General features: G+C 44.2%; 27 protein-coding genes. 18 read left to right on the top strand and 9 right to left on the bottom strand.

Going from position 1 to position 25,472, the window contains the following annotated elements; translation table 11 throughout:
- Positions 1-9: 9 nt before the first annotated feature.
- From A5868_RS00260 to lpdA, 5 genes are read left to right on the top strand one after another with little or no spacing between them, the layout of a single operon-like run.
- Positions 10-1,011 (top strand): thiamine pyrophosphate-dependent dehydrogenase E1 component subunit alpha, encoded by a 1,002-nt coding sequence (locus tag A5868_RS00260; RefSeq protein WP_086306024.1) that lies wholly within the window; start codon positions 10-12, stop codon positions 1,009-1,011.
- Positions 1,012-1,023: 12 nt separating this feature from the next.
- A complete protein-coding gene (locus tag A5868_RS00265) occupies positions 1,024-2,010 on the top strand; it encodes an alpha-ketoacid dehydrogenase subunit beta (RefSeq protein WP_010782238.1) in 987 nt (328 codons plus the stop codon).
- Complete coding sequence (locus tag A5868_RS00270; protein ID WP_086305987.1) at positions 2,007-2,249, top strand: biotin/lipoyl-containing protein; 243 nt, start codon at positions 2,007-2,009, stop codon at positions 2,247-2,249. The genes A5868_RS00265 and A5868_RS00270 overlap by 4 nt, the downstream gene beginning before the upstream one ends.
- Positions 2,242-2,919: a 2-oxo acid dehydrogenase subunit E2 gene (locus tag A5868_RS00275; RefSeq protein ID WP_086305986.1), complete on the top strand. Its 678-nt coding sequence runs from the start codon at positions 2,242-2,244 to the stop codon at positions 2,917-2,919. Before A5868_RS00270 ends, A5868_RS00275 begins: the two co-directional genes overlap by 8 nt.
- Before the next feature lie 13 nt (positions 2,920-2,932).
- Positions 2,933-4,309 (top strand): dihydrolipoyl dehydrogenase, encoded by a 1,377-nt coding sequence (lpdA, locus tag A5868_RS00280; protein ID WP_086305985.1) that lies wholly within the window; start codon positions 2,933-2,935, stop codon positions 4,307-4,309.
- Positions 4,310-4,362: 53 nt separating this feature from the next.
- Here lpdA and A5868_RS00285 read toward each other — a convergent pair whose 3' ends face one another.
- On the bottom strand, positions 4,363-4,560 hold the full coding sequence (locus A5868_RS00285; RefSeq protein WP_086305984.1) for a hypothetical protein: 198 nt from the start codon (positions 4,558-4,560) through the stop codon (positions 4,363-4,365).
- 297 nt (positions 4,561-4,857) lie between these two features.
- Between A5868_RS00285 and A5868_RS00290 the strand changes: the two genes are divergently transcribed.
- Both A5868_RS00290 and A5868_RS00295 read left to right on the top strand, forming a co-directional pair.
- Positions 4,858-5,430 (top strand): TMEM175 family protein, encoded by a 573-nt coding sequence (locus tag A5868_RS00290; protein WP_010782233.1) that lies wholly within the window; start codon positions 4,858-4,860, stop codon positions 5,428-5,430.
- A 190-nt stretch (positions 5,431-5,620) separates the two neighbouring features.
- Entirely contained in the window at positions 5,621-6,589 is a 969-nt protein-coding gene (locus A5868_RS00295; RefSeq protein ID WP_086305983.1) for an Rpn family recombination-promoting nuclease/putative transposase, read from the top strand.
- Positions 6,590-6,698: 109 nt separating this feature from the next.
- On the opposite strand, the gene A5868_RS00300 is transcribed toward A5868_RS00295, so the two are convergent.
- A complete protein-coding gene (locus tag A5868_RS00300) occupies positions 6,699-7,598 on the bottom strand; it encodes a LysR family transcriptional regulator (RefSeq protein WP_086305982.1) in 900 nt (299 codons plus the stop codon).
- Positions 7,599-7,873: 275 nt separating this feature from the next.
- Here A5868_RS00300 and A5868_RS00305 point away from each other — a divergent pair, with 275 nt between their 5' ends.
- Positions 7,874-8,737 carry an SDR family NAD(P)-dependent oxidoreductase gene (locus tag A5868_RS00305; RefSeq protein ID WP_086305981.1) on the top strand — a complete coding sequence of 288 codons (864 nt, stop codon included), beginning with the start codon at positions 7,874-7,876 and terminating at the stop codon, positions 8,735-8,737.
- A gap of 68 nt (positions 8,738-8,805) precedes the next feature.
- Here the strand turns inward: A5868_RS00305 and A5868_RS18870 are convergent, their stop codons facing one another.
- On the bottom strand, positions 8,806-9,690 hold the full coding sequence (locus A5868_RS18870; RefSeq protein ID WP_176281384.1) for a helix-turn-helix domain-containing protein: 885 nt from the start codon (positions 9,688-9,690) through the stop codon (positions 8,806-8,808).
- 100 nt (positions 9,691-9,790) lie between these two features.
- On the opposite strand from A5868_RS18870, the gene A5868_RS00315 reads away from it, so the two are divergent.
- Complete coding sequence (locus A5868_RS00315) at positions 9,791-10,531, top strand: CPBP family intramembrane glutamic endopeptidase (protein ID WP_086305980.1); 741 nt, start codon at positions 9,791-9,793, stop codon at positions 10,529-10,531.
- An 89-nt stretch (positions 10,532-10,620) separates the two neighbouring features.
- Here the strand turns inward: A5868_RS00315 and A5868_RS18730 are convergent, their stop codons facing one another.
- From A5868_RS18730 to A5868_RS00335, 5 genes are all read right to left on the bottom strand, one after another.
- On the bottom strand, positions 10,621-10,713 hold the full coding sequence (locus A5868_RS18730; protein ID WP_114525190.1) for a type I toxin-antitoxin system Fst family toxin: 93 nt from the start codon (positions 10,711-10,713) through the stop codon (positions 10,621-10,623).
- Between the two features lie 92 nt (positions 10,714-10,805).
- Positions 10,806-11,393: a DUF2922 family protein gene (locus A5868_RS00320; RefSeq protein ID WP_086305979.1), complete on the bottom strand. Its 588-nt coding sequence runs from the start codon at positions 11,391-11,393 to the stop codon at positions 10,806-10,808.
- Positions 11,394-11,449: 56 nt separating this feature from the next.
- Complete coding sequence (locus A5868_RS00325; RefSeq protein WP_086305978.1) at positions 11,450-11,875, bottom strand: hypothetical protein; 426 nt, start codon at positions 11,873-11,875, stop codon at positions 11,450-11,452.
- A gap of 68 nt (positions 11,876-11,943) precedes the next feature.
- A complete protein-coding gene (locus tag A5868_RS00330; protein ID WP_010782225.1) occupies positions 11,944-12,156 on the bottom strand; it encodes a DUF2922 family protein in 213 nt (70 codons plus the stop codon).
- Between the two features lie 14 nt (positions 12,157-12,170).
- Positions 12,171-12,374, bottom strand: a complete 204-nt coding sequence (locus A5868_RS00335; protein WP_086305977.1) for a hypothetical protein — start codon at positions 12,372-12,374, stop codon at positions 12,171-12,173.
- Between the two features lie 397 nt (positions 12,375-12,771).
- Here A5868_RS00335 and A5868_RS00345 point away from each other — a divergent pair, with 397 nt between their 5' ends.
- Both A5868_RS00345 and A5868_RS00350 read left to right on the top strand, forming a co-directional pair.
- Positions 12,772-13,449: an HAD family hydrolase gene (locus A5868_RS00345; RefSeq protein ID WP_086305975.1), complete on the top strand. Its 678-nt coding sequence runs from the start codon at positions 12,772-12,774 to the stop codon at positions 13,447-13,449.
- Positions 13,442-13,849 (top strand): DUF4809 family protein, encoded by a 408-nt coding sequence (locus tag A5868_RS00350; RefSeq protein WP_086305974.1) that lies wholly within the window; start codon positions 13,442-13,444, stop codon positions 13,847-13,849. Before A5868_RS00345 ends, A5868_RS00350 begins: the two co-directional genes overlap by 8 nt.
- Before the next feature lie 154 nt (positions 13,850-14,003).
- Here A5868_RS00350 and A5868_RS00355 read toward each other — a convergent pair whose 3' ends face one another.
- Positions 14,004-15,491, bottom strand: coding sequence for a helix-turn-helix domain-containing protein (locus tag A5868_RS00355; RefSeq protein ID WP_176281383.1), 1,488 nt, complete (start codon positions 15,489-15,491; stop codon positions 14,004-14,006).
- A gap of 295 nt (positions 15,492-15,786) precedes the next feature.
- On the opposite strand from A5868_RS00355, the gene A5868_RS00360 reads away from it, so the two are divergent.
- The 7 genes from A5868_RS00360 (at position 15,787) to A5868_RS00390 (ending at position 25,410) form a co-directional block, all read left to right on the top strand.
- Positions 15,787-17,751, top strand: coding sequence for a MucBP domain-containing protein (locus tag A5868_RS00360; protein ID WP_176281382.1), 1,965 nt, complete (start codon positions 15,787-15,789; stop codon positions 17,749-17,751).
- 196 nt (positions 17,752-17,947) lie between these two features.
- Complete coding sequence (locus A5868_RS00365; RefSeq protein WP_086305971.1) at positions 17,948-19,408, top strand: aldehyde dehydrogenase family protein; 1,461 nt, start codon at positions 17,948-17,950, stop codon at positions 19,406-19,408.
- Positions 19,409-19,782: 374 nt separating this feature from the next.
- On the top strand, positions 19,783-21,858 hold the full coding sequence (locus tag A5868_RS00370; protein ID WP_086305970.1) for a BglG family transcription antiterminator: 2,076 nt from the start codon (positions 19,783-19,785) through the stop codon (positions 21,856-21,858).
- On the top strand, positions 21,858-22,331 hold the full coding sequence (locus A5868_RS00375) for a PTS sugar transporter subunit IIA (protein ID WP_010782204.1): 474 nt from the start codon (positions 21,858-21,860) through the stop codon (positions 22,329-22,331). The genes A5868_RS00370 and A5868_RS00375 overlap by 1 nt, the downstream gene beginning before the upstream one ends.
- 261 nt (positions 22,332-22,592) lie before the next feature.
- Complete coding sequence (locus tag A5868_RS00380; protein ID WP_086306022.1) at positions 22,593-22,883, top strand: PTS sugar transporter subunit IIB; 291 nt, start codon at positions 22,593-22,595, stop codon at positions 22,881-22,883.
- Between the two features lie 186 nt (positions 22,884-23,069).
- Positions 23,070-24,338, top strand: coding sequence for a PTS galactitol transporter subunit IIC (locus A5868_RS00385; protein ID WP_010782202.1), 1,269 nt, complete (start codon positions 23,070-23,072; stop codon positions 24,336-24,338).
- Positions 24,339-24,351: 13 nt separating this feature from the next.
- A complete protein-coding gene (locus A5868_RS00390) occupies positions 24,352-25,410 on the top strand; it encodes a zinc-binding dehydrogenase (protein WP_086305969.1) in 1,059 nt (352 codons plus the stop codon).
- Positions 25,411-25,472 lie beyond the last annotated feature (62 nt).

A 25,472-nucleotide genomic window follows, 5' to 3' on the forward strand; every position in this document is an offset into this window, starting at 1 on the left:
CGTTTGAAAATGACTATTTCTAAAGAAACAATGATAGAGATGTACCGGACGATGGTACGCATTCGTGAGTTTGAGGCCGAAGCCATCGAATTAGCCAAAGCCAATATCACCCGAGCAGCTGTCCATACGTATAATGGCGAAGAGGCGATCGCCACAGGAGTCTGCGTTCATTTGAGCAACGACGATTACATCACCTCTACCCATCGAGGACATGGGCACTGTATCGCAAAGGGGGCAGATCTACGCCGAATGTTCGCTGAATTGATGGGGCGTGAGACGGGCTACTGTAAAGGAAAAGGCGGATCGATGCATATCGCGGATCTGACGACAGGGAACCTTGGCGCAAACGGGATCGTCGGAGGCGGCATTCCGATGGCGATGGGTGCGGGGTTAGGCCTGCAAGTAGCAAAGGAGCCGCACGTAGCCGTTTCGTTTTTTGGTGATGGGGCATCGAATGAAGGCTCCTTTCATGAAGCACTGAATATGGCATCGATTTGGAAGCTGCCGGTTATTTTTATTTGTGAGAATAACAAATATGGCATCTCGACCTCGACGGAGAAGTCGATGAACGTCGAGCATATCGCGGACCGTGCGATTGGCTACGGCATGAAGGGCGTGACCGTCAACGGAAACGATATCGTAGAAGTGTATCATCTCTTTGCGGAAGCAAAAGAATATGCTTTAGCAGGGAATGGGCCTGTTTTGCTGGAAATGGATACCTTCCGTATGGCGGGGCACTATTTTGGTGATAATGAAAATTACCGTACACGGGAAGAGGTCGAAAAGTGGAAAGCAAAAGATCCAATCCTGCATTGCGAAAAGCTTTTGAAGGAAGAGTATGGGGTCGATCAAGACGTATTGGCTGCCATCAAAAAAGAAGAAACGCAGCTTGTATTGGCAGCCTCTGAACAGGCGAAGCAAGACCCAGAGCCGTTGATCGAGGAGATGTTGGACGATCTTTATGATCCCACCTTTGAAACGATTGACTGGACACTATTTTCCAAAGCGTAAAGGAGGAGAACCATGCGAAAACTTTCCATGCGGCAAGCAGTAAACGAAGCGTTGCACATTGCCTTTAATAGTGATGAGAATATTTTTACGATCGGTGAGGACATTGCCGTTTATGGCGGACAACTACGCTGCAGTTATGATTTGTTAGATAATTTTGGACCGGAGCGTGTCAGAGATACCCCAATATCTGAAGTAGCCATCGTGGGCGCTGGGATCGGTGCGGCGATGATCGGCAGGAGACCGGTAGTAGAGCTGTCTTATATGGATTTTATCGGCGTCTGTTTTGATCAGCTATTAAATCAGGCCGCGAAGATGCGCTATATGTATGGCGGCGGTGTCAGTATTCCACTAGTGATTCGGACCCAATGCGGTGCAGGCTTAGGAAATGGGGCGCAGCATTCTCAATCCCTGGAAAACATTTTGGCGCACGTTCCAGGTATCCGAGTCGTCATGCCGTCAAATGCCTATGATGCAAAAGGATTGTTATTACGTGCAATCCGAGACAATAATCCTGTCGTTTTCGTGGAGCATAAAGCGTTGTATAAATTAAAGACGGAGGTTCCAGAAGAAGCCTATGAAGTAGGGTATGAGAGTGAAGTGAAGCAAGCGGGGGAAGATATCACGATCATTTCCTATTCTGCGATGGTCAATGTCGCATTAAAAGCCGCGAAGAAGCTTCAAGAAGAAGGGATTCGTGCGGAAGTCATCGATGTTAAGAGTATCGAGCCTTTAGATATGGCGCCGATCTTACAGTCGATCAAGAAGACGGGTCACGCGGTGATCGTTCATGAAGCGGTCAAAAAATCAGGCTTCGGAGGAGAAATCGTGGCGCAGATCCAGGAGTTCGCATTTGAAAGCTTGAAAAAGCCTATTTTACGAGTGACGGCTCCTGATGTTCCCGTACCTTTTGCCAGAAATCTTGAGATGGCCTATGTCCCAGATGAGACACAGGTGATCGAAGCAGTAAAAGTAACGTTAAAAGGAGGAGAAGGCGAATGAAAAAAGAAGTAATCATGCCAAAAATCGGATTGGATATGGACGAAGGGACGATCCTTACTTGGTATAAAAAAGTAGGTGATCCTGTCAAAAAGGGTGACGTTTTAGTAGAGATCGAAACAGACAAAGCGACGACCGACGTAGAATCAGCACTGGATGGTACGTTGACAGAGATCGTGGAGGAAGAGGATGCCACAGTAGATATCGGTGAAGTGATTGCTTGGGTCGAAGTGGATGAGTAGCGAAGGGAAAAAACTCAGCGGGATCAAAAAAGCAATGGCGAAACAAATGATCCGAAGCTGGACCGACGTTCCTCAGTTTCAATTAAGTACGACGATTCGCTGCGACGAATTGATACGTTATCGGAAAGAACTGCCGACAAAGGTTTCCTATACAGCCATCATTGCAAAGGCAGTCGCAAAAGCGCTCCAAGAATACCCCGAAATCAATCAGCATTTTGATGGGGAATGTGTCACAAAAGCAGACGAGGTAGCCATTGGCATCGCCAGTGATACAAAGCGCGGACTGCTGGTGCCTGTAATATCCGATGTTCCGAATAAATCCTTGGCAATGATCCAAGCGAATCTGGAAACGATCAAAGAACAAAGCAATGTTGGAAAATTTGCTGTGGAAGAACTGACTGGCGGAACTTTTACGATCAGTAATCTAGGCATGTTTAACGTCGAGCAGTTTTCCTCTATCGTCAATGCACCACAGATTGGTATTTTAGCTGTCGGGAAGATCACCAAAGCTGCCGTGATCAACGAGGAGGGTCAAGTCGTTGCGGCCTCCGTGATGCATCCAGTAGTAACGTTGGATCACCGAGTAGCCGATGGGGCTCTTGGTGCGCGTTTTTTAACGTATCTATGCGACCTATTGGAGCATCCAATGGAAAAAATACCAAAGGAATAAAGGAGGGCTGGACGTGAAAAAGGAGATCGTCATTGTTGGTGGTGGACCGGGAGGATATGTCGCAGCCATTCGCGCAGCACAGCTCGGAGCAGCCGTTACACTCATAGAAAAAGATCAAATTGGCGGAACTTGCCTCAATGTAGGGTGTATTCCAACGAAGTCGTTATTGCATTCTGCAGATATGTTAGTGCAAGTTAAAAACAGCAAAAAATTTGGAATTGAATGCGCCGTAGAATCCGTCGATTGGACTGCGGTTTTAAGAAGGAAAGAACAGGTCGTGAAGCAATTAGTCAAAGGCGTTGAAGGGCTGATGAAAAGCAATCAAATCGAAGTGATCAAAGGAACAGCGCGTTTTCTGGATGAGGAGACGTTGGGTGTTACGACGCCGACAGGAGATATACGATTGAAACCGAATAAGATCATTCTGGCGACAGGGTCAACACCCGTTCTTCCGCCAATCAAAGGGCTGAATGACATTTCTTGGCTCGATTCCAGCGCTGCGTTACAGTTGGAACAGCTTCCCGCAGAGTTGATCATTATTGGCGGTGGTGTGATCGGGATCGAATTTGCTTCGATCTATCAACGCTTCGGCAGTCAAGTCACGATCGTGGAGGAACAGCCGGAGATTCTACCGGCGATGGATCAGGAATTGGCGGCGCTGCTGCGGAGAAAGCTAACTAAAGAAGGGGTACGTTTCCTATTGGGTAAGCGAGTAGAGGCTGTTCGTCAGAAAGAGCAGCGGGTGACTGTTTCTTTAGGCGAAGAAACGCTAACGGGAGAAAAACTCCTAGTCGCAGTTGGCCGTCGCAGTTACGTTGAGGGGCTTGGGTTAGAGCATACAAAGATTGCGACTCAGCGAGGAAGCATCGTGATCGATGCTAACCTGCAAACAACGCAGGCAAATGTGTACGCGATCGGTGATTGCGTCGGTGAAGTATTATTGGCTCACTATGCCTCAGCACAAGGAGAAGTCGCGGCGGAAAATGCGCTAGGTGCGGACAACGTATTTGAAGGGAAAGACGTTCCTGGCTGTGTGTATTCCGATCCAGAGTTTGCGGGAGTAGGGATGACAGAAGAACAAGCGAGAGAAAAAAAGATCCCGTACGTGGTTGGAAAATTTCCAGTAAAAGCCAGTGGAAAAGCATTGGTGATGGGGCAAATGTATGGTGTTGCTAAAGTAGTGATCCATGCAGAGACGCAAGCACTACTTGGTGTCCATCTGCTCTGCGATCGAGCAACGGATATGATCGCGGAAGCGACGGCATTGCTTCAGAGAAAAGCGACGGCAGAAGATGTGATCGAAACAATCCATCCGCACCCAACAGTTAGTGAAATTTTTCGCGAAGCTGTACTCGCGGCTGATAAACGAGCAATCCATATACCGAATTAGACAAATAAAAACGTCGAAAGCGCTGCTTTCGACGTTTTTGGCATTTTTAGTGTTTAATAGGTTCGACGGCCACGACGTTTGGTTAACCAAGTAACTAGGAAGTAGGCAATCGCTAGCGGAATACCGATCTTAAAGAAGAGGTGCAATAGGCCAGAAAGAATTGGACCAACAATACTTAAAACCAAACTAGCAACTAGGAAAAAGCCGACAACAGCTAAAATTCGTACAACCATAGGATAATCTTTCATCATTTTTCATTCCTTCTTTCCATTTGTTTATATCTTAACCATAGTTTAGCAAAATTTTTTTCCTGTTTCGTCCAACTTAAGACGTATTTATCGGAATCTTTCGGCGGATATGCTACCTTGTAGGCAACAATATAAGAATCTATAGAAAAGAAGGCATTTCATGGAAAGAATCTAATGAGATTTGAGGATTATGATAGAGAGTGACGGATTCCTTGATATTCTAGAGATTCTTTTGTTTAATGAACACAGGAAAATGAACTTATTTTTTATTAGTAATTAATTGGTTAGGAGTAGAAGGATATGCCGAAGTCACGAATTGAAGCTTTTACGGATGCGGTCATCGCGATCATTATGACGTTGTTGGTTTTAGAATTGCATGAGCCGAATGGGTCAGATTGGTCTGCATTTTTACATATGGAGCATAAATTTATCATCTATCTGATCAGCTTTATAAGCCTGGCGATCTATTGGAACAACCACCACCACCTCTTTCAATTGGTTCGAAAAGTAGACGGATGGGTCCTGTGGGCCAACAACTTTTTGATTTTGATGATGACCTTGTTCCCGTATGTCACCGCGTGGGTCGGGGACTACCCCTTTGAATGGGCGCCGCAGGCATTATATGGCTTGGTCACTTTAGGAACAGATTTTGCTTATTATTTATTGGTCCGAGCGCTTGTGCGGGTGAATGGGAAAGAGTCTAAAATCGGAAAATTGTTCAAGCATTACCCGAAATTGTATCTCTCCATCACATTAGCGATCGTCGCCTTGGTCTTAGGAAAATTGATTGCACCGATCGCTGTGCTGATCGTCAATGTGCTAATTTTATTAATGTGGTTTATTCCAGAAAAATCGATCGAAGAGACGTTATAAAAGAGATACCAGCAGCCGCTTTTCAGGGTTGCTGTTTTTTTGTATTCAAAAGGGAATAGAAACCGAAAAAAATTTCTTTCTTTTGGCGTATTTTAGGATAGATGTTATTTATTTGAGCGTGCTATAATGAGGGCGAGAAAACGCTTTTCATGATAGCCGCGAGACTACTATTCTGAAAGGCCGTGATGATATGCTAGAGTACTTACCCACAAACGATTTGATCTTTAAGAAAATGCTGACCTCCGAAGATTCCGCGAACATCCTTCGAAATTTTGTCAAAGACCTGTTGGACATTGAATTCAAGACCCTCACGCCAAAAGAAACATACCATATCGATAGTTACAAAAAATCATACGAGCACTTAGAAATTGGGCTGACAGAAGTGGATATATTAGCCGTTGCCGAGGATGGCAGCCAGGCGACGATCGAGTGTCAGATACAGCCTCATCAGTTCTTCCAAGAGCGGACCGTGTTCTACTTGACGGAAGCCTTTCGTGCCCCCTTTGGAAACAGGGAGTCGGAGGATTTTGTCGTGAAAAATAATTTTTCTGCCTTGCGTCCCGCCTATGGCATCAACATTATTGATTTCCACTTGTTTGATAAGGAACAAGACGCCCTGCAAACATACCGCCTACTCAACAAGACGACACAGCGCCCTTTTGTTGGAGGCAAAGGCAAAGAACTGCTGACACTCTGCTTTTTAAGCCTCAAAAACAAGAATATAGAAAAGGATAGTAAAGCGTACCACTGGCAATACTTTTTAAAAACCGGGGAGGCATTGCAAGAAGCGCCTGCCTATATCAAAGAAGCCCAGAAAAAAATCAATTACTTCAAATTAAACGAGGAGGAGAAAACGATGATTACAAGGATCAATAAAGCAAAAGACATCAATGACGCCGTGATCTCATCTGCAAAAGTAGAAGGTTTTGACTACGGACATGAAGAAGGCCTTAGAAAGGGTAGGAAAGAGGGCCAAGCTGAAGGACGCAAAGAAGGACATAGAGAAGGACATGAAGAAGGACATAAAGAAGGTAAGGCTGAAGGAGAGCGTAAAATTGCTTTGAATTTACTGGAGATGGGGCTTCCGATGGAAAAAATCTCAGAAGCGACAGGGTTAGAAGTAGAAATTCTACAGCAGTTAAAGTCAGAAAAAACATAACGATATGCCCAATTGTGATAAATGAATAGCAGACGAGAGTCGTGTCCCCCGGCATTTTTAGATGTCGGGGGATTTTCCGCTTCCAATCAATAGGGGAATCGTTGTTTGGTTAGGTCGCATTCGGTTTGTCAGGGAAGAGGGGCAACGCTTCGTTTAAAAAGTGAGTCAGTGCATTGGCTGTATTCTGATGTTTCCAAGCGAAAAAAAGGTTGTAGAGAGTTGGAATATTTCCTTCAACTTCGCGATAGCAAAGATCGAAGCGACTATTTTTGGAAGATTCATGAATCAAAGCAATGCCCATCCCAGCTGCGACAAATGCCAACAGTGACTGCATATTGTCAGCGGTCAGAGCGATAGTTGGACTGAAGCCATTCGCCATACAGGTCTGGATAAATTGATCAAAATAAAAGGCGCCAGCTTCTCGACGTATTGCGACAAAGGGTTCATTGACGAGATCGTGAATAGCTATCGTCCCTTTTTTGGTCAGCGGGTGTGTAGGGGGAAGTGCTAGTAAGCAGCGTTCTTCACGAATCAGATGGTATTGAATAGCCGGGTCAGGGCGTTGCGAACCAACGATCCCAAGTTGAATCTGATCTTGTATTAACGCATCTAGCTGCATAGCGGTAGTCATTTGGTGCGGAATAATGTCTACGTGAAGATATTTTTGCTTATAGGAGTGGATCAACGTCGGCAAAATATCCCATAGAGCGGCCTCGACAAAGCCGATCCTCAACGTGCCGTGCTCGCCGCTGATCGTTTGTTCCACGGCTGCTTCTGCTTCATGAACAGCTGTCAGTATGCTTGTTGCCTGTTTCAAAAAGACTTCGCCAACCTCTGTCAGCAGGACTTGATGCGTGTCCCGATAAAACAATTGACCGTTTAATTCCTCTTCGAGCTTCTTGATTTGCTGGCTGAGTGCGGACTGTGCGATAGGGATTTTACTCGCTGCTCGTCCAAAATGCAGTTCTTCAGCTAAGACAACAAAATAACGAATTTGACGTAATTCCAACGCCTCCGCCTCCTCTTATAACAATCTTTTTTTCAGATAACTGTCATCGGTTTTTGCTATTTTTCTTATCATCAAATCCAGTTTACAATGAGAGTGAGAAACAAACAATACTCAAAAAAAGGTGTGCTGTTCACAAAAGATTGGAACGTGCTATTCTTTTCAGATTTTGCTATAAGAGCGTTTACGGGCAGCTCTGTAAAAATAGCTACTGTCGCTTAACATCATCCAGGTCGTATCTTTTTGATAAGGAAAACAGAGAAAGCAGGTGACGAACCATGATTTTCAACAATCAAACAGCCATCATCACTGGCGGTGCTCGAGGACTGGGATTTGCGTATGCACAAGAACTAGCCAAAAGAGGTGCCCACGTGCTTATCCAAGACAGCGGAACGAACGTAGATGGATGTGGCGATGATCCAACGATCGTACAAAAAGCGGCAGAACAGCTTCGTGCACAAGGTGGCTCTGTACGTGCCGTTGAAACGACGATCAATACACGGGAAGGCTGTCACGCACTTGTGCAAGAAGCGATAGACACATTTGGTCGCGTAGATATTCTGATCCACAATGCCGGCTGGGTTGGTTATCAAAGCATCACAGAGCTGACACCGGAATTTCTCCAACGCGCCGTCGCCGTTCAAATGGAAGCGCCGATCTGGCTGACCCAAGCAGTCTGGCCTCAGATGCAACAGCAAAACTATGGACGGATCGTACTCACCACCTCCTGTCGCGCAATATATCCCGAATACGCAAAACCAGGCCTGACAGCCTACGCTGTGACAAAACTCAGTCAAATCGGTCTAATGAACGTGCTGGCAAATGAGAGTCGCCAAATAGGGATCGAAATAAACGCTGTTTCACCAGTTGCGCGGACTCGAATGTGGGGCGCCGATCGAGAGCCGTTGGATCTAAAGCCCGAGAGCGTCGTTCCAGGCGTCGTTTACTTAGCATCGTCGGAGTGTCATGAATCCGCCTGGATTCTACGTGCAAGCAATGGTCAATTTCATGGGATTCGTTGGCAAGAAGGCGCAGAGGTCGATTATCCTCTGGACATCAAAGGACAGAACTGTCAAACAGCAGAAGAAGTGGCGGAGAAATGGAAAAAAATCGCCATTTCTGTTCCAGAATACCGCCTATAGTTTAAAAAATAAGAAGAACGACTGCGAGAGAGGGGGGAACCCTCCAAGCATCGTTCTTTTTTTAAAGATTATTCTTGATACCGTTGATAATAATTTTTTGCTTTTTCCAGATGCAGCTGAGAAATTATTTTGTAAAAATGGGTTTCAGAGGTGGGGATCGGATCTAATTGTTCCATTAGACTATTCAACTCGCGTGAATAGGTGGGGTAATCCAAATAGGTATTCACCAGACAGGTGATAAAACGAAATTGTAAAGACAAGTATAAGTCGTCTGCCTTGGCGATGGCATCGCCATACAGCAGCAACGCAGCTACGGCCTCAGAAATGTCATGGATCATTAATAGCCATTGAATCCGGTTAAAATAGAGATCGCCGATTTCTTTATAATAGACGTTAGAATCGAATGCTTCGTATTTAGCTAATTCATCAAGCAGCCGGTTATAAAGCTGTGCCTCCTCCGCCTTCTCCTTCTCAGAAAACGAAAGAAGAATCAACTTCCCTAATTTGATCTCTTTTAACGTCCACATCTTCGTGTTGTCTAGATATACACGAATCTCCGAAAACGGTGCTCGCGAAAACTTATAAAAATTTGTGTTCGTGATCAGTACCAGCAAGTAAGCCTTGAGCGCCAAATACCGCATTTCTGTATGGGGATGCTGCTTATAGTCTTCGAAGAGGTCATAAAGGGCTTCGAATTCCCCGTGTTTATACAAACGGTCAATCTCAAGGTCTAAAAGCTTCTCTTCATTTTTCTCACGGCTGTCTCTAAAATAATCAAATTCAGTTTGACTGATTCCAAGATTATTCAAAAAGCCTTGGAATTTCGAGACTTCCACAGAATGTTTTCCAGCTTCAAAATCACTGTAAAAGGTTTTAGAAGCAATGCCGGTATAGACTTCCTTTTGAGTAAGGCCTTTTTGTTTCCGAATGTCTTTTATGATTTCTTCCCTCATACTGTCTCCCTTCGCCGATTCCTGTATACAGGAATTATACTGGTTTTTCGTCTTTTTTTGCATGCTATAGTATAAAAAAAGCAAACAGGAGGCAATTCAAATGGATAAATCATACAAAAAATACCTTAAATTAATCGGTGCAGCCGTGGCACTGACCGGGGTCATCAGCCTATTTTCAGCCGCAGGGATCGTGTTCAACTTGAACGATAACGGCATCATTGTCTGCCAGATAATGGCCTTTTCGATCTGCGGAGTCGCAAGTGTCCTTTATATGAAGAAAAAAGAGCCAACCTTGCGCGCCTTTGGGTTTCAAAAACCGCCGCTAAACAAAAGAATGCTTCTTTTTATGACAGTGATCGTGTTGATCCAACCGGGCCTCTTCGGTGTGAATCATCAATTGCCGCTGTCAACGATGGCTTTGATCATGGTGCAAATGCTGTTGGTTGGATTTGTGGAAGAAACGGTCTTTCGCGGAATCTTTCTGTATGTCTTAAGAAACCAATCGCCAAAAGTTTTTCTTCTTTTTTCTAGTCTCGTTTTCGGAGTGCTGCACATGGCAAGTAGTTTGAATCCTGAAACTGCGAGCATCTTAGTCGGGTTACAAATCATCAATGCTCTGCTGTTAGGCCTTGTCTTTTCTCTAATCTACTATACGCAACGCTCAATCTACACAGTGATTCTTTTTCACGGTGCTTTCAATGTATTAGCGACGCTTTCTAACGCAGGATCGATCGAGAAAAATATCACTGCCGTACTACTTTTGAGCCTTTGTTATGGCATATTTTTACTCTATTTCAGCAGAGGGATTGCACCAATAGCGAACTTAAAAAGTAGCCATTAAACGATACCATTGAGAAGCCTAGCAGATTTTTTCTGCTAGGCTTCATTTAGCAAGATGTAAATAGAAGCAGCTCGTGGTGAGTCCCGTCGTCACGGATCGTGCTCTTGCAACCAGTGGTTGACAAGGGCAATGACCAATCCCACGAAGAGCGGTGCTAAGATGTAGCGGATCAGCTCCTTCAAAGGCCTCACCTCCTTCCGCTGGTGAGAAGGGGTGACGACAGTTGGTTGTTTTCCTACGCAAATTATTTAGTTTTCAAAGAACGAACGAGGGATCACTGACCTTGATCCGGCACGTTTTCTTGTTTCCGATGGATCAGACGTTTCCATAGGTTTTCCCGCGGCTTCCTCCTCAGCTCCTGCGCTTGGTTGGACGAGGGAGCGGATTCGGAATGAAGGCTGACAGGTTCTTCACTAGAGCTTGTGCTTTGGTTTTCGGTTGGTACTGGTTTTTTTATTAATGACGGTTGGTCGACTGCTGTAGTGGCTGCCAGCGAGACCTTCGGGAAATCGTTGGTGGTCGTCTTTATCGGAACTAAGGCTGTTTCAATGGCGCGTTCCACAAGGGGCAAGGAGAAGCAGCCTGTTTTTTCCTCCAATGCTGGTTTTTGGTTGAGGTCTTCGTTTAAGTTTTCGCCTTCGAAGATCTTCAGGCGTTTTTTCGTGACAAGTTTGCCTGTAAGGACGGTATCGAATTGCTTCACACCGTCGATTTCAAAAATATCCAGTGACGTTAATAGTTCGCAGGCGGCTTTCATTTCTTGCGGAGTTAAGTTCGTATCCACATCTGTATAGCGCCAGTTGAAGGGTTTGCCGTTGCCATCGGCGAAGGTCGTGACTAAGTCTGTTCGTTCGTTGGTCATGGGTGGTTGTCCTTTCTTTTCTAATTTTGCGTAGGTAGGTTAATTAATAGTTATGTTCACGTTTCGGTTGTTTCTATTTTTACAGTTTCTTCGGATGTTTCCGTTTCTTCATTGGGACGGACAGGAGCCAAAAGGGAACGGACAAGGGACGAAGCTTTTTCCATAAAGTTGCGGACTGGGAACAGTTTCAATCGCAGTGCGCGAAATTCGGGCGCCATGAAATAATCCGCAAAGTAATGGAAGAAACGTTTCATCGTGCGAGTAGCTTTCGTGTGTAAAAACAAATGACGGACGAGATCCTTGAGGAATCCTTTGAATTCCTGTGCGCCTAATTGTTGGCGGACCTTTGTGGCTAAAATGTATTGGATGGCGGTACTGCTGTTTTGTGTCAGTTGATAAAAACGAGTGATGCGAGTTTCTAACGTCGGTGCTTGTAAATGGAATAATTGGTTCTGGTTCAAAGTGAGTTTCTGTTCTCTCATGGATCTCGTCCTCCTTTATTGTTGAGAGGAGGACGGAAAAAACTCCACCTCTCCTCAATGGTTATTAGTTAAAAAATCGGTGTTTCGATGGTTTCGACGTACTCGGCACTTTCTACCGTATCGAATAAAACGACGTTGTCCTTCTTAAATAGCTTCAATCCGGCGAAGCGTTCCAACAGTCCTTTGACTTCACTGGGCTGCTTCGTCGTATCGGGATTGGCGTAGCTCCACGAATGGCTCTTGCCTTCACTGGTTTTAAAAATCGCGACTAATTTGGTCATTTTTTCTCCTCCTTCTATTTCACATACCCTGTTTGGCTGGTCAAGATCACGCAGTCAAATTCACTGTTCTCTGGGGCAAAGGCGGTCATAATCTCGCCTAATTCCAAAATGGCTTCTTCCGTTGGGTCGTCGATCACGTTTTGAAAGTTCACTCGTTTCATTTTTTCTAATCCTTGGTCGATCTGTACTTGTACTTTTTTTCCTAATGGTTGAATCATGGTGGTTCCTCCGTTTTCTTTTTTTTTTTTGGTTCCGGCCGGTGACTAAAAGATAGCGGATTCAAAAAAATAAGGCAAACGGCAAATTTGCCGTTTACCCCCCAAATTTGCAGGTTTGAAACGGTCCAATGCGGGTTCCAGCGTTTTAACTGGTAAATTTGGGGGGTGTTTGGTAAATTTGCCAGTTGACAAGGTGAAGCAAACGTTGCGAAAATAGAGGATTTTCCCTTGTAAAAAAGTAAGACAAGGCGTGCTCGTCTAAACCAAATTGGCAGATTCATCTGTGGGGGCTTCGATCTAACCTGTCAATCCTCCAAACAAATTCTTCATTAAAGCGTTTCCTATGGTAAACTATTCCAAGAATGTATCTTATACAAGAGGTTCAAGGAGGGTATCAATGTTAGAAGCGATTATTTTCGATATGGATGGTGTATTGGTTGATTCTGAATATACGTATTTCCAAAGTAAATCACAGATTTTAAAAGAAGCGGGCCATGAGGTGGAGGAGAGTTACCATTTTCAGTTCATGGGAACGACGAGCGACTATATGTGGGAGCAAATGAAACAAGAATTTTCATTGCCGTTGTCGGTACCGGAATATGTGGAACAGATGACCGCGCTGCGTCAAGAGATGATCCAGCGAGATGGCGTACAGGTGATTCCTCATGCTCAAGCGTTCGTGAAGCGTTTGTATGAGGGCGGCTTGAAATTGGCGGTGGCGTCGTCTTCTTCATTGGCGGAAATCAAAAAGAACTTAGTGGAGATCGGCTTGTCGGAGTATTTTTCAGAGGTCGTCAGCACAGAGGAAGTTACCCATTCGAAGCCGGCACCCGATGTGTATTTAGCAGCAGCGGAACGTATCGGGATTCGCCCTGAACATTGTTTAGGGATCGAAGACACAAAGAATGGAACGGGCGCAGTTCGCAATGCAGGGATGGTCTGTGTGGGATTCGCGAATCCAGCGTTTCCAAAGCAGGATTTGGCTCATGCGGATGTCGTTGTCTCTTCATTTGAGACCGAAGATGCCGCGTCATTGGCGAAAATCTACGAAGAAGTGAGGGCACAGGATGCCTAGAGCAGCGATCTCCAGCAAAGCTTTTTTGATAGAGGGCGGCTGCAATGCCTGCGGGCTGCAAAACACGGAGACCTTCACGATCCATTTTGAAGACCAGCGCTCCGCAATAGTGGACCAGTTAGATGTTCCCTCGTTAGTCCAAGCGATCGCGCTAAAAAATGGCTGGCGCGAGTCGATCATTCCTGTAGGGATCAGTGAAGAAGAGGTCGTTTTGAAAAAGGGTGCGCAGGTGATAAAGCCTAAAATCCTTGGGGATCAGATCCTTTATCAGGCGCAGGGTCAGCACCTCCAAACCAAGCAGCGCTTTGACCAGACGGAAGCTTTATTTAAGCAGGTCAATCAGATTTTGACACAGCTTTTTGGAATCGAACCTTATGAGATTAGACTAGCGGTCGACTAGTTCGCTACGTTTGTTTTTAAAACAGGCAGGATGTGGTTCGTTGAAAAGAGGTAAGGGTGCATCTTTCTTCATTGATGCCAAACCCGGCTGTTAGATACAAGGAATATGGATAATGAGTGGCTATTGCCGCTAAAAGAGAACTGTTTCAAAGCAATCAGATGCTTTGAAACAGTTCTTCTAATTTTTCCTTTTGGATTTTTTGGATTAATCGGTCCACATTGTTTACGTTCTTTTCCTGTAAAGCGGGGTCCCATATTAAAAATTTGGCTACCGGCGAGTTTTTTCTATGGGTCAGCTTGTCGATCGGAAAATCTGAGAGTATCAGGTCAATGTCACGGTTTTGAGTTTTATATTCGATCTTTCCTCCATTGAGCTGCTTCAGCTCTTCTTTCCAATTAAGAACTTCGATAGGACCATTTTTTGACAGAAGCAAGATCTTAATTGTAGGCAAGTATTTTTTTATGATGCATTTAAAAAAGGACAGCACTCTATAAGTGAACAAGGGGTCTAAAAAAATAGTTTTATATTTTGAATAATTGGTCGCACATCTATCCAAGACCCAAGATAAAAGCGTATGAATGGACTCATTGTTAGGGTCCTGTTTCTCCAAAAGAGCCGGACTGATCGTCGTATTGGTCCTAAAAAGAGTAAATCGAATGAACAGAGACAAAAAATGATGCTGAATGTCGTTTCTATCTGTTTGGCTTACTTGTTTAGAAAGGGATTTTTGAACAAGGTGCAAGAAAAAATCGGATATTTCTATGTACTGTTTATTGCTAGTGATCACTGAAGGCTCGTCCGTATTGCCAGTCGTATCGACGGCCAACGAAAGAAGGCTATATAAGTAAACAGCTTCCTTTTCAAAATCAACTGTTATTTGTTGAAATTGTATGAAATGTGGCCGGATTATGGTTTTTTTAAAGGTATCAAAAGTTATCTGCGGATTCGAAATTTCATAGATAGATGGCGGCAGATCCTGAATGAAATGCCCTTTGCGAATCCTCAAGGTAGAAATCTCAATAATGTTTATTACATGTAAGTAATCAATCTCGTTTAGCCAAGGAAGATGCTGCTTCAATCGGTCAAATAAGCGAGTATTTACAGAACTGCGAGTCATAGATTGAATGAACAAAGTCTCATCGAACAGCTCCCATTGCAACCGTTCGAAAAAGAATCGGAGGATAAATTCCTGTCCTTCCAAAGGCCTTTGTTTGAAAAAATTCAAGGATAGATTGTAATGGGACAATAGCTTTTTTAATTTTTCAATGGCACGTTGAACCGTACGGACACTAAAATTCACTCTATGTGAAAAAGCGGTAAGATTATCGAAGCGATCATAAAATAATTCTTCTAACAGTTTGTATTCAATACTGGATTTTAAAAATGAGTTGTGTATCTTGCTTAGAGAAAACTCCTCGTTAAAGTGGACAAGGCATCCTTTAGAAGAGGCCTGAAACTCGAACTCTGGATATATTTGGCTTAGCGCGTGCAAGGATTCATACAATTTGTTTAAATAAGTCCCGGATAGATGCAAGTGGTCCATGATTTCTTTATTCGAATGAGCCTGTTTTTGACTAGACAGAACATAATTCAATAGGTTTAACGTGGCTTTTTGCTCACGATTTAAAAAGTAGTCATCCATTGATTTCTCCATCACTCTAATAAAATTTTAACAAATATAACATAGTAGATCATTATGTCACAATTAAATTGCTTACTTTTAGCGCCCTGCTAGCGGGAATCAATGGGACATCTTTCGCTTGGTTTTTAGGCGAGTTTAGAGTGAGTGACGTGAACTATGACATTTTTTTCATTTTTTCGCCTTTTTTTTGGCGTAACGGGAAGCGGTCCTCACTGTATAATTAAGAAAATATTTCACCGAATCACTGTTTCTGATGGGGAGCGCTAAAGGGGAAAAGATGGAAAGAGGGATAAACATGAAGAAGAGTGTCAAACTAATTATAATCGTACTGCTTTTACAAGGTGTGTATCCGATACAAACTGTATGGGGAGCTGCAACAGATGAATCAACGACTCCGACGGTCGGAGCCTATGTTGAAAGTGATCCTTCTTTATCAGAGAGGGATGCAACGAGTAACAGAGCAGAACCTATAGATTCTTGGATGCCGGATAAAAATCTCCAAAATTACATTGCTCAAGCATTGAATTTAAGTGATCCGAATCAGATAACCAAAGACCTTCTTGCTTCCTCAGAAATTGATTTCGAAGCCAGTTCCACTGCAAATCCGTATTACTCGATAAGAAATTTTGAAGGCCTGCAATATTCTTCTGATGTTCAAATAAGTGGCTACACGTCGCTTTTATTTGCCGATAACAACTATCTATCGAATTCTGCGTTGGTAAGTAAGACCTCACTCGTAGTAGATGGTGATCTTACGACCCTTTTTCCTAATGGATTAGATGCGGCATTCACCTCACAATTCAAAAGTATTTCAATCGATCCACATAATGTATACAATCGGAACCTTACAATTAATTTGAATGAAACTAATTATAAGAATTTTTTTATCAGCTATGAAGACTTAGGACTGACGGATTTTAGAACTGGGATCGATTACAGCAACTTATATATTAGTATGCCGACAGACACGTTGAGCTATACAGGGATTCCTGCGATGGACGGAATAACTTTTACTCTGACGAATACCAATGTTGATTACGACAACTTGGCAGGACAGCATTTCGAGAATACAAGTGAAGCTACACATTTTCCAGATGGACCATACATTCAAACAAATTTATCCAGCGGTTCTGTTTCAGGAATCCTTAATCACATACTGACAGTCAATTTCAAACCTTATGGTGTTGCCGGCGGGGACGTTACTGTAAAGTATCAGGATACGGAAGGAAATCAGATTGTACCCGATGAAACGAAGTCTGGGGACATTGGAGAAGCATACACAACGGAACAAAAAGTGATCGACGGGTACACATTCAAAGAAGTTCAAGGAAGTCCGACTGGCGTATTCAGCGACCAGCCGCAAACAGTCACCTATGTATATTCTAAGAACCCCGTGAAGGGTGCCGATGTGAAAGTAAACTATGTCGATACGGCGGGTAATCAAATTGCGGATGTTTCGAATGAAACATTATCTGGGAATATCGGGGAAACATATACGACGGAACAAAAGGCGATCGAAGGGTACACGTTTAAAGAGGTTCGAGGAAATGCAAAGGGTGTCTTCACGTCAGAACCGCAAACAGTGACATATATCTATACGAAAAATCCAGTCATCCCGGTGGCTGGGGGCGACGTCACGGTGAAGTATCAAGATAAAGAGGGAACTAAGCTTGCACCCGACGCAACGAAGTCTGGGAATGTCGGAGAAACGTATACGACGGAACAACAAGCGATCGACGGGTACACATTCAAAGAAATTCAAGGGAATGCAAAGGGTGCTTTCACGTCAGAACCGCAAACAGTCACGTACATTTATACGAAAAATACACCGACACCTGTGAAACCGGATCAAGCTCAGAAGGTCACTGTGAACTACGTGGATGACTCTGGAAAAGCAGTGGCTGACGCCATTCTATTGTCAGGAAAAATCAATGAGGCCTACACGTCAGAAGCTAAAAAAATTGAGGGGTATACGTTGATAAAAACACCTGAAAATGAAAAAGGGTTCTTCACGGATAAAGAACAAACCGTCACTTATGTGTACAAAAAGAATTCTGCAGCACCAACGAATAACCATGGAAACAGTCAGCAAAAGACGACAACCTTCTATACAGGGGTGTCTAGAGGTGGAGAGACCTACACGGGAAAGTCGTACCCAAAAACGGGTGATCAAGCGAATGTAAGCTATGTACTGATTGGGGCAGTGATGACCGTCTCTGTGTGTATATATGGCTACTTGAGAAAAAAGCGCGTAAATTAAAGAACGTATTGGCAAGAGGCTAGTCCCTGGATTTTTTAGAAAATCTCGAGCAGCTTCTCGCAACGATTTTGTTGGAAAATAGACGTAAAAGAAGTATGCAGCATATTTTTTAGCTGCATACTTTTTTTGAGCCGGATTTTTGCTTTTTAATGAAACCGTATTCTATGATGGAAGGATAATAGGAGAGGTGGAGACTATGGAAAAACAGTTCGACAAACAATTTATTGGCGGAAAATGGAGACAAGGTAAAGATTCAACGCATGTAAATGAGGATAAGAATCCTTATACGCAAGAAACGATCCTGAAGATCCAAGGTGCGAATACAGAGGATGTCGATGAGGCCTATCAAGCCGCTCAACAGGCACAGAAGGAATGGATGAAGCAAACACCGCAGGAACGCAGTGCGATCATCGAAAAGGCAGCCGCATTAATGGAAGAAAAGCAGGCGGAGATCGTCGAGTGGCTGATCAAAGAAGGCGGTGCGACACAAATCAAAGCCGGTCTGGAAGCCAGTCTCGCAAAAGGGATCACAGAAGAAGCGGCCAGTTTTCCGATGCGTCTAGAGGGCAAGCTTTTGCCTACGAATACCCCCGGGGAAGAAAGCTTCGTGACCCATCGCCCAGTTGGGGTGATCGGGATCATCAGCCCATGGAATTTTCCGTTCCATTTGACGATGCGTTCCTTGGCGCCGGCGCTTGCAGCGGGAAATGGCGTCGTGATCAAACCCGCGAGTGATAGTCCAGTGACTGGCGGACTTTTGCCAGCGGCCATCTTTGAAGCGGCCGGTGTTCCTGAAGGCTTAGTCAATGTGACTGTCGGAAGCGGCAGCGAGATCGGCGATTACTTTGTCGGACACCCGATCCCAAGCTTCATTTCCTTTACAGGCTCTACGGCTGTCGGAAAAAACATTGCCAGTCATGCCATGAGTGGGGAGAAGATCAAGCAAGTTGCTTTAGAACTTGGCGGAAATTCCCCGTTTATCGTCTTAGAGGACGCGGACATCGAAGAAGCGGCACAAGCACTTGTCGTCAGCAAATTTATGCACTCAGGACAGATCTGTATGGCTGCCAATCGTGCTATTGTTGTTGAAGCTGTCTTTGATGAATTTGTTGCTAAGGTCGTCGAACGCGTGAAGGGATTGGCTGTAGGTGATCCTGCGAAAGAGGGAACGGTCATTGGTCCGATCATCAATCAAAAGCAGACAGATCAGATCCAAGAAATCATTCAACGAGCAAAAGACGCAAACGCGACGTTCTTAGTAGAAGGAGTAGTCCATGGTCAAGTGGTGGACCCAGTGGTATTGGTCTCAGATGATCCATCATTAGATATTTTCCATGAAGAGATTTTTGGCCCGGTTCTTCCGATCTTAAAGGTGAAGGATACGGAAGCTGCGATCCAGGCAGCCAATGATACTGAATACGGGCTGTCGAGTGCGCTGTTTACGAAGGACCTAGACAAAGGACGGGCGTTGGCGAACGAGATCGAGTCCGGCATGTGCCATATCAATGGCCTGACCGTGGATGATCAGCCGAACGCACCGTTTGGCGGCGAGAAGAATTCTGGGATCGGCCGCTTTAACGGCGAGTGGGTGCTAGAAGAATTTACTCGGACACAATGGGTAACGACCAAATCAGGAAAAGGACAGTACCCATTCTAAAAAAAGGAACGTCAAAAACTAGCAGTGAGGCGTGCGCTTTGCGCGCAGATCACTGCTAGTTTTTTGTATTTAAGGGAGAAAGCAGAAAAAAACCGCCAAGTCTAACTTACATAAAGAACAGACAAATAATGAGACTCTTGCTAAAATAGGGAAAGAACAAGAGCACCAAGTTGCATAATATGCAGCAAAAAACAGGAACGCAACGATTCGTTAGAGCTATCAATTCGGAGTTTCTGGTTTTTGTGCATTTTTTTTTGTGAAAAAAAGTTTTTGTAAGTACCAAGTTGCATAAAAAACACTGAACTATTTGGGAACAAAGATGATGGAAATGTAAGCGTTTTTCAATTAAATTGAAGATGTAAAGAGGGATGACGATGAATTTAGAAGAACGAACCAATCAAATTTTTGTTGAGTTAGTCAACAACCCGCAGATCACTAGTAAAGCATTATGTGAAAAATTTGATTTGACGCGAGGACAATTGAATTACGCGTTAAAGAAAATCAATGATTCTTTAGTAGATGAAAAGCTGAGTGAGATCAAACGAACAAAGAACGGTCACTTTCTGATCACAAATGATATTCTTTCAACCTATAAAGGAGGCGATGAGCAGCTGGGAGAACCCGCAGAGAGTTACGTGTTTTCCAGCAAAGAACGAGCATCTATTATTGAATTGATGTTATTGAGTAAGGAAGATTACTTATCACTGAATCATTTTATTGATGAATTGAAGGTCAGCCGCAACACCGTTTTGCGGGATCTGAAGGAAGTGGATCAGGAGCTTCAGAAGAATGAATTGGCTCTGAAGTATACACGGCAGAAAGGCTACTTTATCCAAGGCGATGAATGGAACAAGCGAAACATCCTTTCAAACCTGTTGAATAACTTGGCGGTGATGTACAACGGTGTCAACTTTATCATCCAGTTCGCGAATATCGACCCGCAGCAAATCGACATTTTTCGGAAACGGGTAGAACTGGTAGAGGAAGAACTGGAAGTCCAATTTACAGATGAGCGGTTAAAAACATTGCCGCTGCTGATCATTTTAATGATTCGACGGGCGCAGAAGGGCAAATTGATTTCCTACAGCTTCAAGGTGAACTACCGGGAGCTGGCAGACACGAAGGAATATCTAGCTGCTGACCGGGTCATCTGGGATGTCGATGGTCTAAGTGAGAACGAGCGGGTATATGTCACGATGCTGCTGCTGACCACGAATCTTTCCCGCGGCGACATTCTGTCGGTGAAAGAGATCAACAAGATGAAGGATGCGTTGGAAAAAGTCATCGCGAATTTTGAACGGATCGCCAGTGTCAGCCTGGAAGAGAAGGAAAAGCTATTGGAACGCCTCCTCGTCCACATGCGGCCAGCGTATTATCGAATCAAATACCATTTGAACCTGCAGACGCGCTTTTATCAGGAAAACAAGGATGCCAATCTTTTCTCGCTGTTCTATCTAGTCAAAGAAGCTAGCGGTCCTTTGGAAACATACTTTGGACAATCGGTCCCAGATGCAGAATTGTTTTTCATTTCGTTATTTATTGGCAGTCACATCGTGGAAAGCTCGGAGATCGTCCATCCGGAAAATCGAAAGCGTGCGATCATCGTTTGTCCGAATGGCATCTCTATCGCCGTGCTGCTAGAGAACACGTTGAAAAATTTATTGCCAGAAATTGATTTTGTCACATCCATGTCGGCGCGGGAATTTTACCGCACAGAGTATGATGTGGATTTCATTTTCTCAGCCGTTCCGTTAAAGACAGAAAAGAAAGTATTTGTCGTAAACAACTTCTTGTCTGACCAGGAAAAGCGGCAATTAAGAGAGCGGGTCTTGCGGTCCACAGCGATCATCCAAACGGAGATCGTCACACCAGAAAAAATATTGACGGTCGTCAAAAAGCACGCGAATGTGACAGACGAAGCGAGCCTTTATGAAGAATTGCTCAGTCTGTTTGCGCCAAAAGAATCCAAGATTTTAGAAAAGAAACGACCGCATCTGATCGACCTGTTAAAGGGAGAAACGATCCAGATTTTTGAAGAAGCAATTAGCTGGTCTGAAGTTTTGGAGGCCTTGGCACGGCCGCTGGAACAGCAGCAGGTCATTACGAAGGCATACGTCAAGGCGCTGAAAAAAGAAATGCCGATCTTGCCAGCCTATACGGTGCTGCGTCATAAGATCGCGTTGCCGCATACGGTCACAGAAGCAGGAGCGATCGGTGTAGGAATCAGCTTAGGATTAGTAAAAAAAGGCGTTTTAACAGAAGATGGTCGGAAAATCCATACAGTTATCTTACTGGGTTCCAATGATAAAGAAGAACATTTGGATTTGATTTTTGAAATGATGAGTTTGGCAGGCGCAGAGGAATTAGCACAGTTAGAAAAAGCAACCACGAAGGAAGAGATTCGGGAGGCGTTGATTCGTTTCAACGATGAGTATTGGAGGGCAAATTAATGGCAGAAACGACACTAAGTTCCTATGTAAAAGAACCTTTGGTTTTCGCACAAGAAAATTTTTCGTCCCAAGCAGAATTATTTGATCAGGTGGCGCAAAAAGCGTTAGATCTTGGCTGGGTACGGGAGGACTTCTTAGAGCGAATCAAAAAGAGAGAAGAGACGTTCCCGACAGGTATCCAATTGATGAATTTCGGAGCGGCGATCCCTCACACAGACGCCGAGTGTGTCTTGGAAGAATTCGTAGCAGTGATCACGTTGCAAGACCCCGTAGTTTTTTACAGCATGGAGGACAACAACTTTCAGATCAAAGCGCAAGTCGTCTTTGTTCTAGGACTCAATCAACCCCATGCACAGCTGGAAATGCTGCAATCACTGATGGGACTCTTACAAAACGAAACCGTCTTATCAGAACTATTGTTAGCAACCTCAGAAGAGGAATTGATCCAAACAATCAAGAAGAATCATTTATAAGAATGTCGTCAGACAGAAAATGAGTTTTTAAATGGTATACGGCTTGAAAATAGGACTCATTTTTCTCAAGAAAAATGAATTCACTACTATGAAAAAGGATGCCAGTTCCACTTTTCCCAGAACGAATAGTGAAAAAACAATGCAACAAAAGAGTCCGCGATAAGAATGAAGAAAGATAGTGGAATGGTATACGGCTTGAAAATAGGACTCATTTTTCTCAAGAAAAATGAATTCAATAGGATGAAAAAGGAGAAATCAATCATGAAAAAAATTCGCGTATTAGTCGCTTGCGGTGCAGGAATCGCAACATCAACGGTAGTTATGAAAAAAGTAGAGGATTTATTCGCTAGAAATAATATGCCTGTAGAGATCATGCAAATCAAAATCTCTGAAGCGGCATCAAAACAGGACGAAGCGGATATGCTGATCTCAACGACGATGCTTCCAACGGAATACAAGATTCCAGCGATCAAAGCAATGGCCTTTTTGACAGGTATCGGAGCAGATAAAGTAGAAAATCAAATCATTGAAGCCGCAAAAAATATTCAATAAGCAGCTACTTGGCGAGTTCCACTAGGGATAGTCGCGCTAGTGGATTCGTCTACATGAGACAGACCGACGATCTAGGTTTAAGTTTTCATTGAAAAAGTAACGGGATGATAGATGTGATGAGGATCAGGCGTGTTTTTTCGGTGAAAAAATTAAATACATTTAAAACGAATTAGGAGGAATAAGTGAATGGATGGCTTAATGGATGTGGTACAGAGTATTTTAGGTGCTGGCCCGAGTGTCATGCTCCCTATCATCATTTTCATTGTCGGAATTATTTTTAGAGTTCCAGTGAAGAAAGCAATTATTTCAGGAATTACAGTTGGTATCGGGATGATCGGGATCAACTTGGTCATCACAGTATTGACAACAAACGTTGGTCCAGCAGCACAAGCGATGGTAGAGCGGTTCGGTTTGAACTTGACGATCATCGATGCAGGCTGGCCAGCAGTCTCAGCCGGGACATGGGCGCAACCAATCGCGGCTGTGATGATTCCAGTAATTTTGATCGTAAATTTAATTATGCTGGCATTAAATCGGACCAAGACACTGAATATTGACATCTGGAACTACTGGCATGTTAGTTCTGTGGCAGCAACTGGTTATATTGTAACAAAAAGTTTTTTCTTTGGCATCCTGTGTGGGATTTTGTTTACGATTATTATCCAAATCATCGCAGACAAAACAGCACCAAAAGTTCAAGAATATTATGGCTTAGAAGGGATCAGTATCACTACTGGTTCCGCTCAAGGATACGCGATCTTAGCGTTGCCAGTTGGTTGGCTCGTGGATAAGATCCCAGGAATCAATAAATTAGATGTAAAACCGGAAACGATCCAAAAACGTTTTGGTATTTTTGGGGAACCAATGATCATGGGAATCATCATCGGGATGTTCCTTGGGTTGTTAGGCGGCTATGACTTCATCGGCATTCTGCAAATCGGAATGAACATGGGTGGTGTGATGTTCTTAATGCCGCGGATGGTAAAAATCTTGATGGAAGGGTTGATCCCGATTCAAGAAGGCGCGCAAAAATTATTGCAAAGCCGTTATGGCGATCGCGAGATCTATCTAGGGATGGATGCGGCGTTAGCGACAGGCTCACCTGCAGCCCTATCGACCGGTCTTTTGATGGTACCGATCACTTTGTTCTTAGCGGTTATTTTACCAGGAAACCGCGTGTTGCCATTTGGGGATTTAGCAACGATCCCATTTTTCGCAGCACTGGTTGTTCCAAGTCGTAAAGGGAACATTTTACACTCTGTGATTTCATTGACGGTAGTCATGGCCGCAGCGTTATTGATGGCGACAAACTTTGCCCCAGTCATTACGGAAATGGCTCAAGGAATCGTGAAATTCCCAGAAGGCGCGGCAGAAATCACCAACTTGGATACAGGTGGGAACTTCCTGAAATGGATCTTCTTAAAACTTTCTGAATTTGTTGCACAAGTAATGTAGGAGGCAGATAGAAATGACGAAAATGATGAAGGGCGTCTCAAAACAAGCACCCGGTTATGACCAAATGGCATTTATTGACTTGCCAGTACCTGAAGCGAAAGCGGACAAGGTACTCATTAAAGTCGCGTACACTGGAATTTGCGGGTCGGATATCCATACGTTTAAAGGGGAATACAAAAACCCCACCACGCCCGTTGTATTAGGGCATGAATTTTCTGGAGAGGTCGTTGCAGTCGGCGAGCAGGTGACCAAGGTCAACGTGGGCGATCGTGTCACTAGCGAAACGACGTTTTATGTCTGCAACGAATGCGACTACTGTAAAGAAAAACAATACAATCTTTGTCCTCACCGCAAAGGCATCGGCACCCAGCAAAACGGCTCGATGGCGAATTATGTTTTAGCTCGGGAAGAAAGCATCCATGTTTTACCGGATCATTTGAGCTACGAAGGTGCGGCGATGAGTGAACCGTTGGCGTGCTGTGTGCATGCGATGTACCAAAAGAGCCAGCTAGAATTGAAGGACACGATCATTATTATGGGGCCTGGACCTATTGGTCTGTTCCTATTACAAATCGCTAAAGAAATTGGCGCATTCGTCATCATGACGGGGATCACCAAAGATGCTCATCGCCTAGAATTGGCGAAAAAATTGGGCGCGGATGTGATCGTTGATACGATGACTGAAGATTTGGCTAAGGTTGTTACTGACGTGACAAATGGCTACGGTGTCGACAAAGTCTACGATGCCTCTGGAGCGGTGCCGGCAGTCAATGCCAGCTTGCCGTTGATTCGCAAGCAAGGACAATTCATCCAAGTGGGCTTGTTCGCCAATAAAATGGTGGAGCTGGACACCGAATCGATCATTCAGCGAGAGATCGAATACATCGGCAGCCGTTCGCAAAATCCGTACGATTGGCCGATCGCGATCCATCTGCTTGCCAAAGGCGCCATCAATATCGACGAGATGATCACGAAGAAATTCCCACTGACCGAATGGCGTGACGCCTTCGACAAGGTCATGGAGGGCAACGAGATCAAAGTGATGATCGAGTCCAATCCGGGAGAATTTTAATACACATTATCAAGCTGCATCACGTGAGTGGGTGCAGCTTTTTTTTGCTTCAGATATCGTTA

It is taken from the genome of Enterococcus sp. 12F9_DIV0723, from assembly GCF_002174375.1.
In the GTDB taxonomy this organism is placed as follows: Bacteria; Bacillota; Bacilli; order Lactobacillales; family Enterococcaceae; genus Enterococcus_A; species Enterococcus_A gilvus.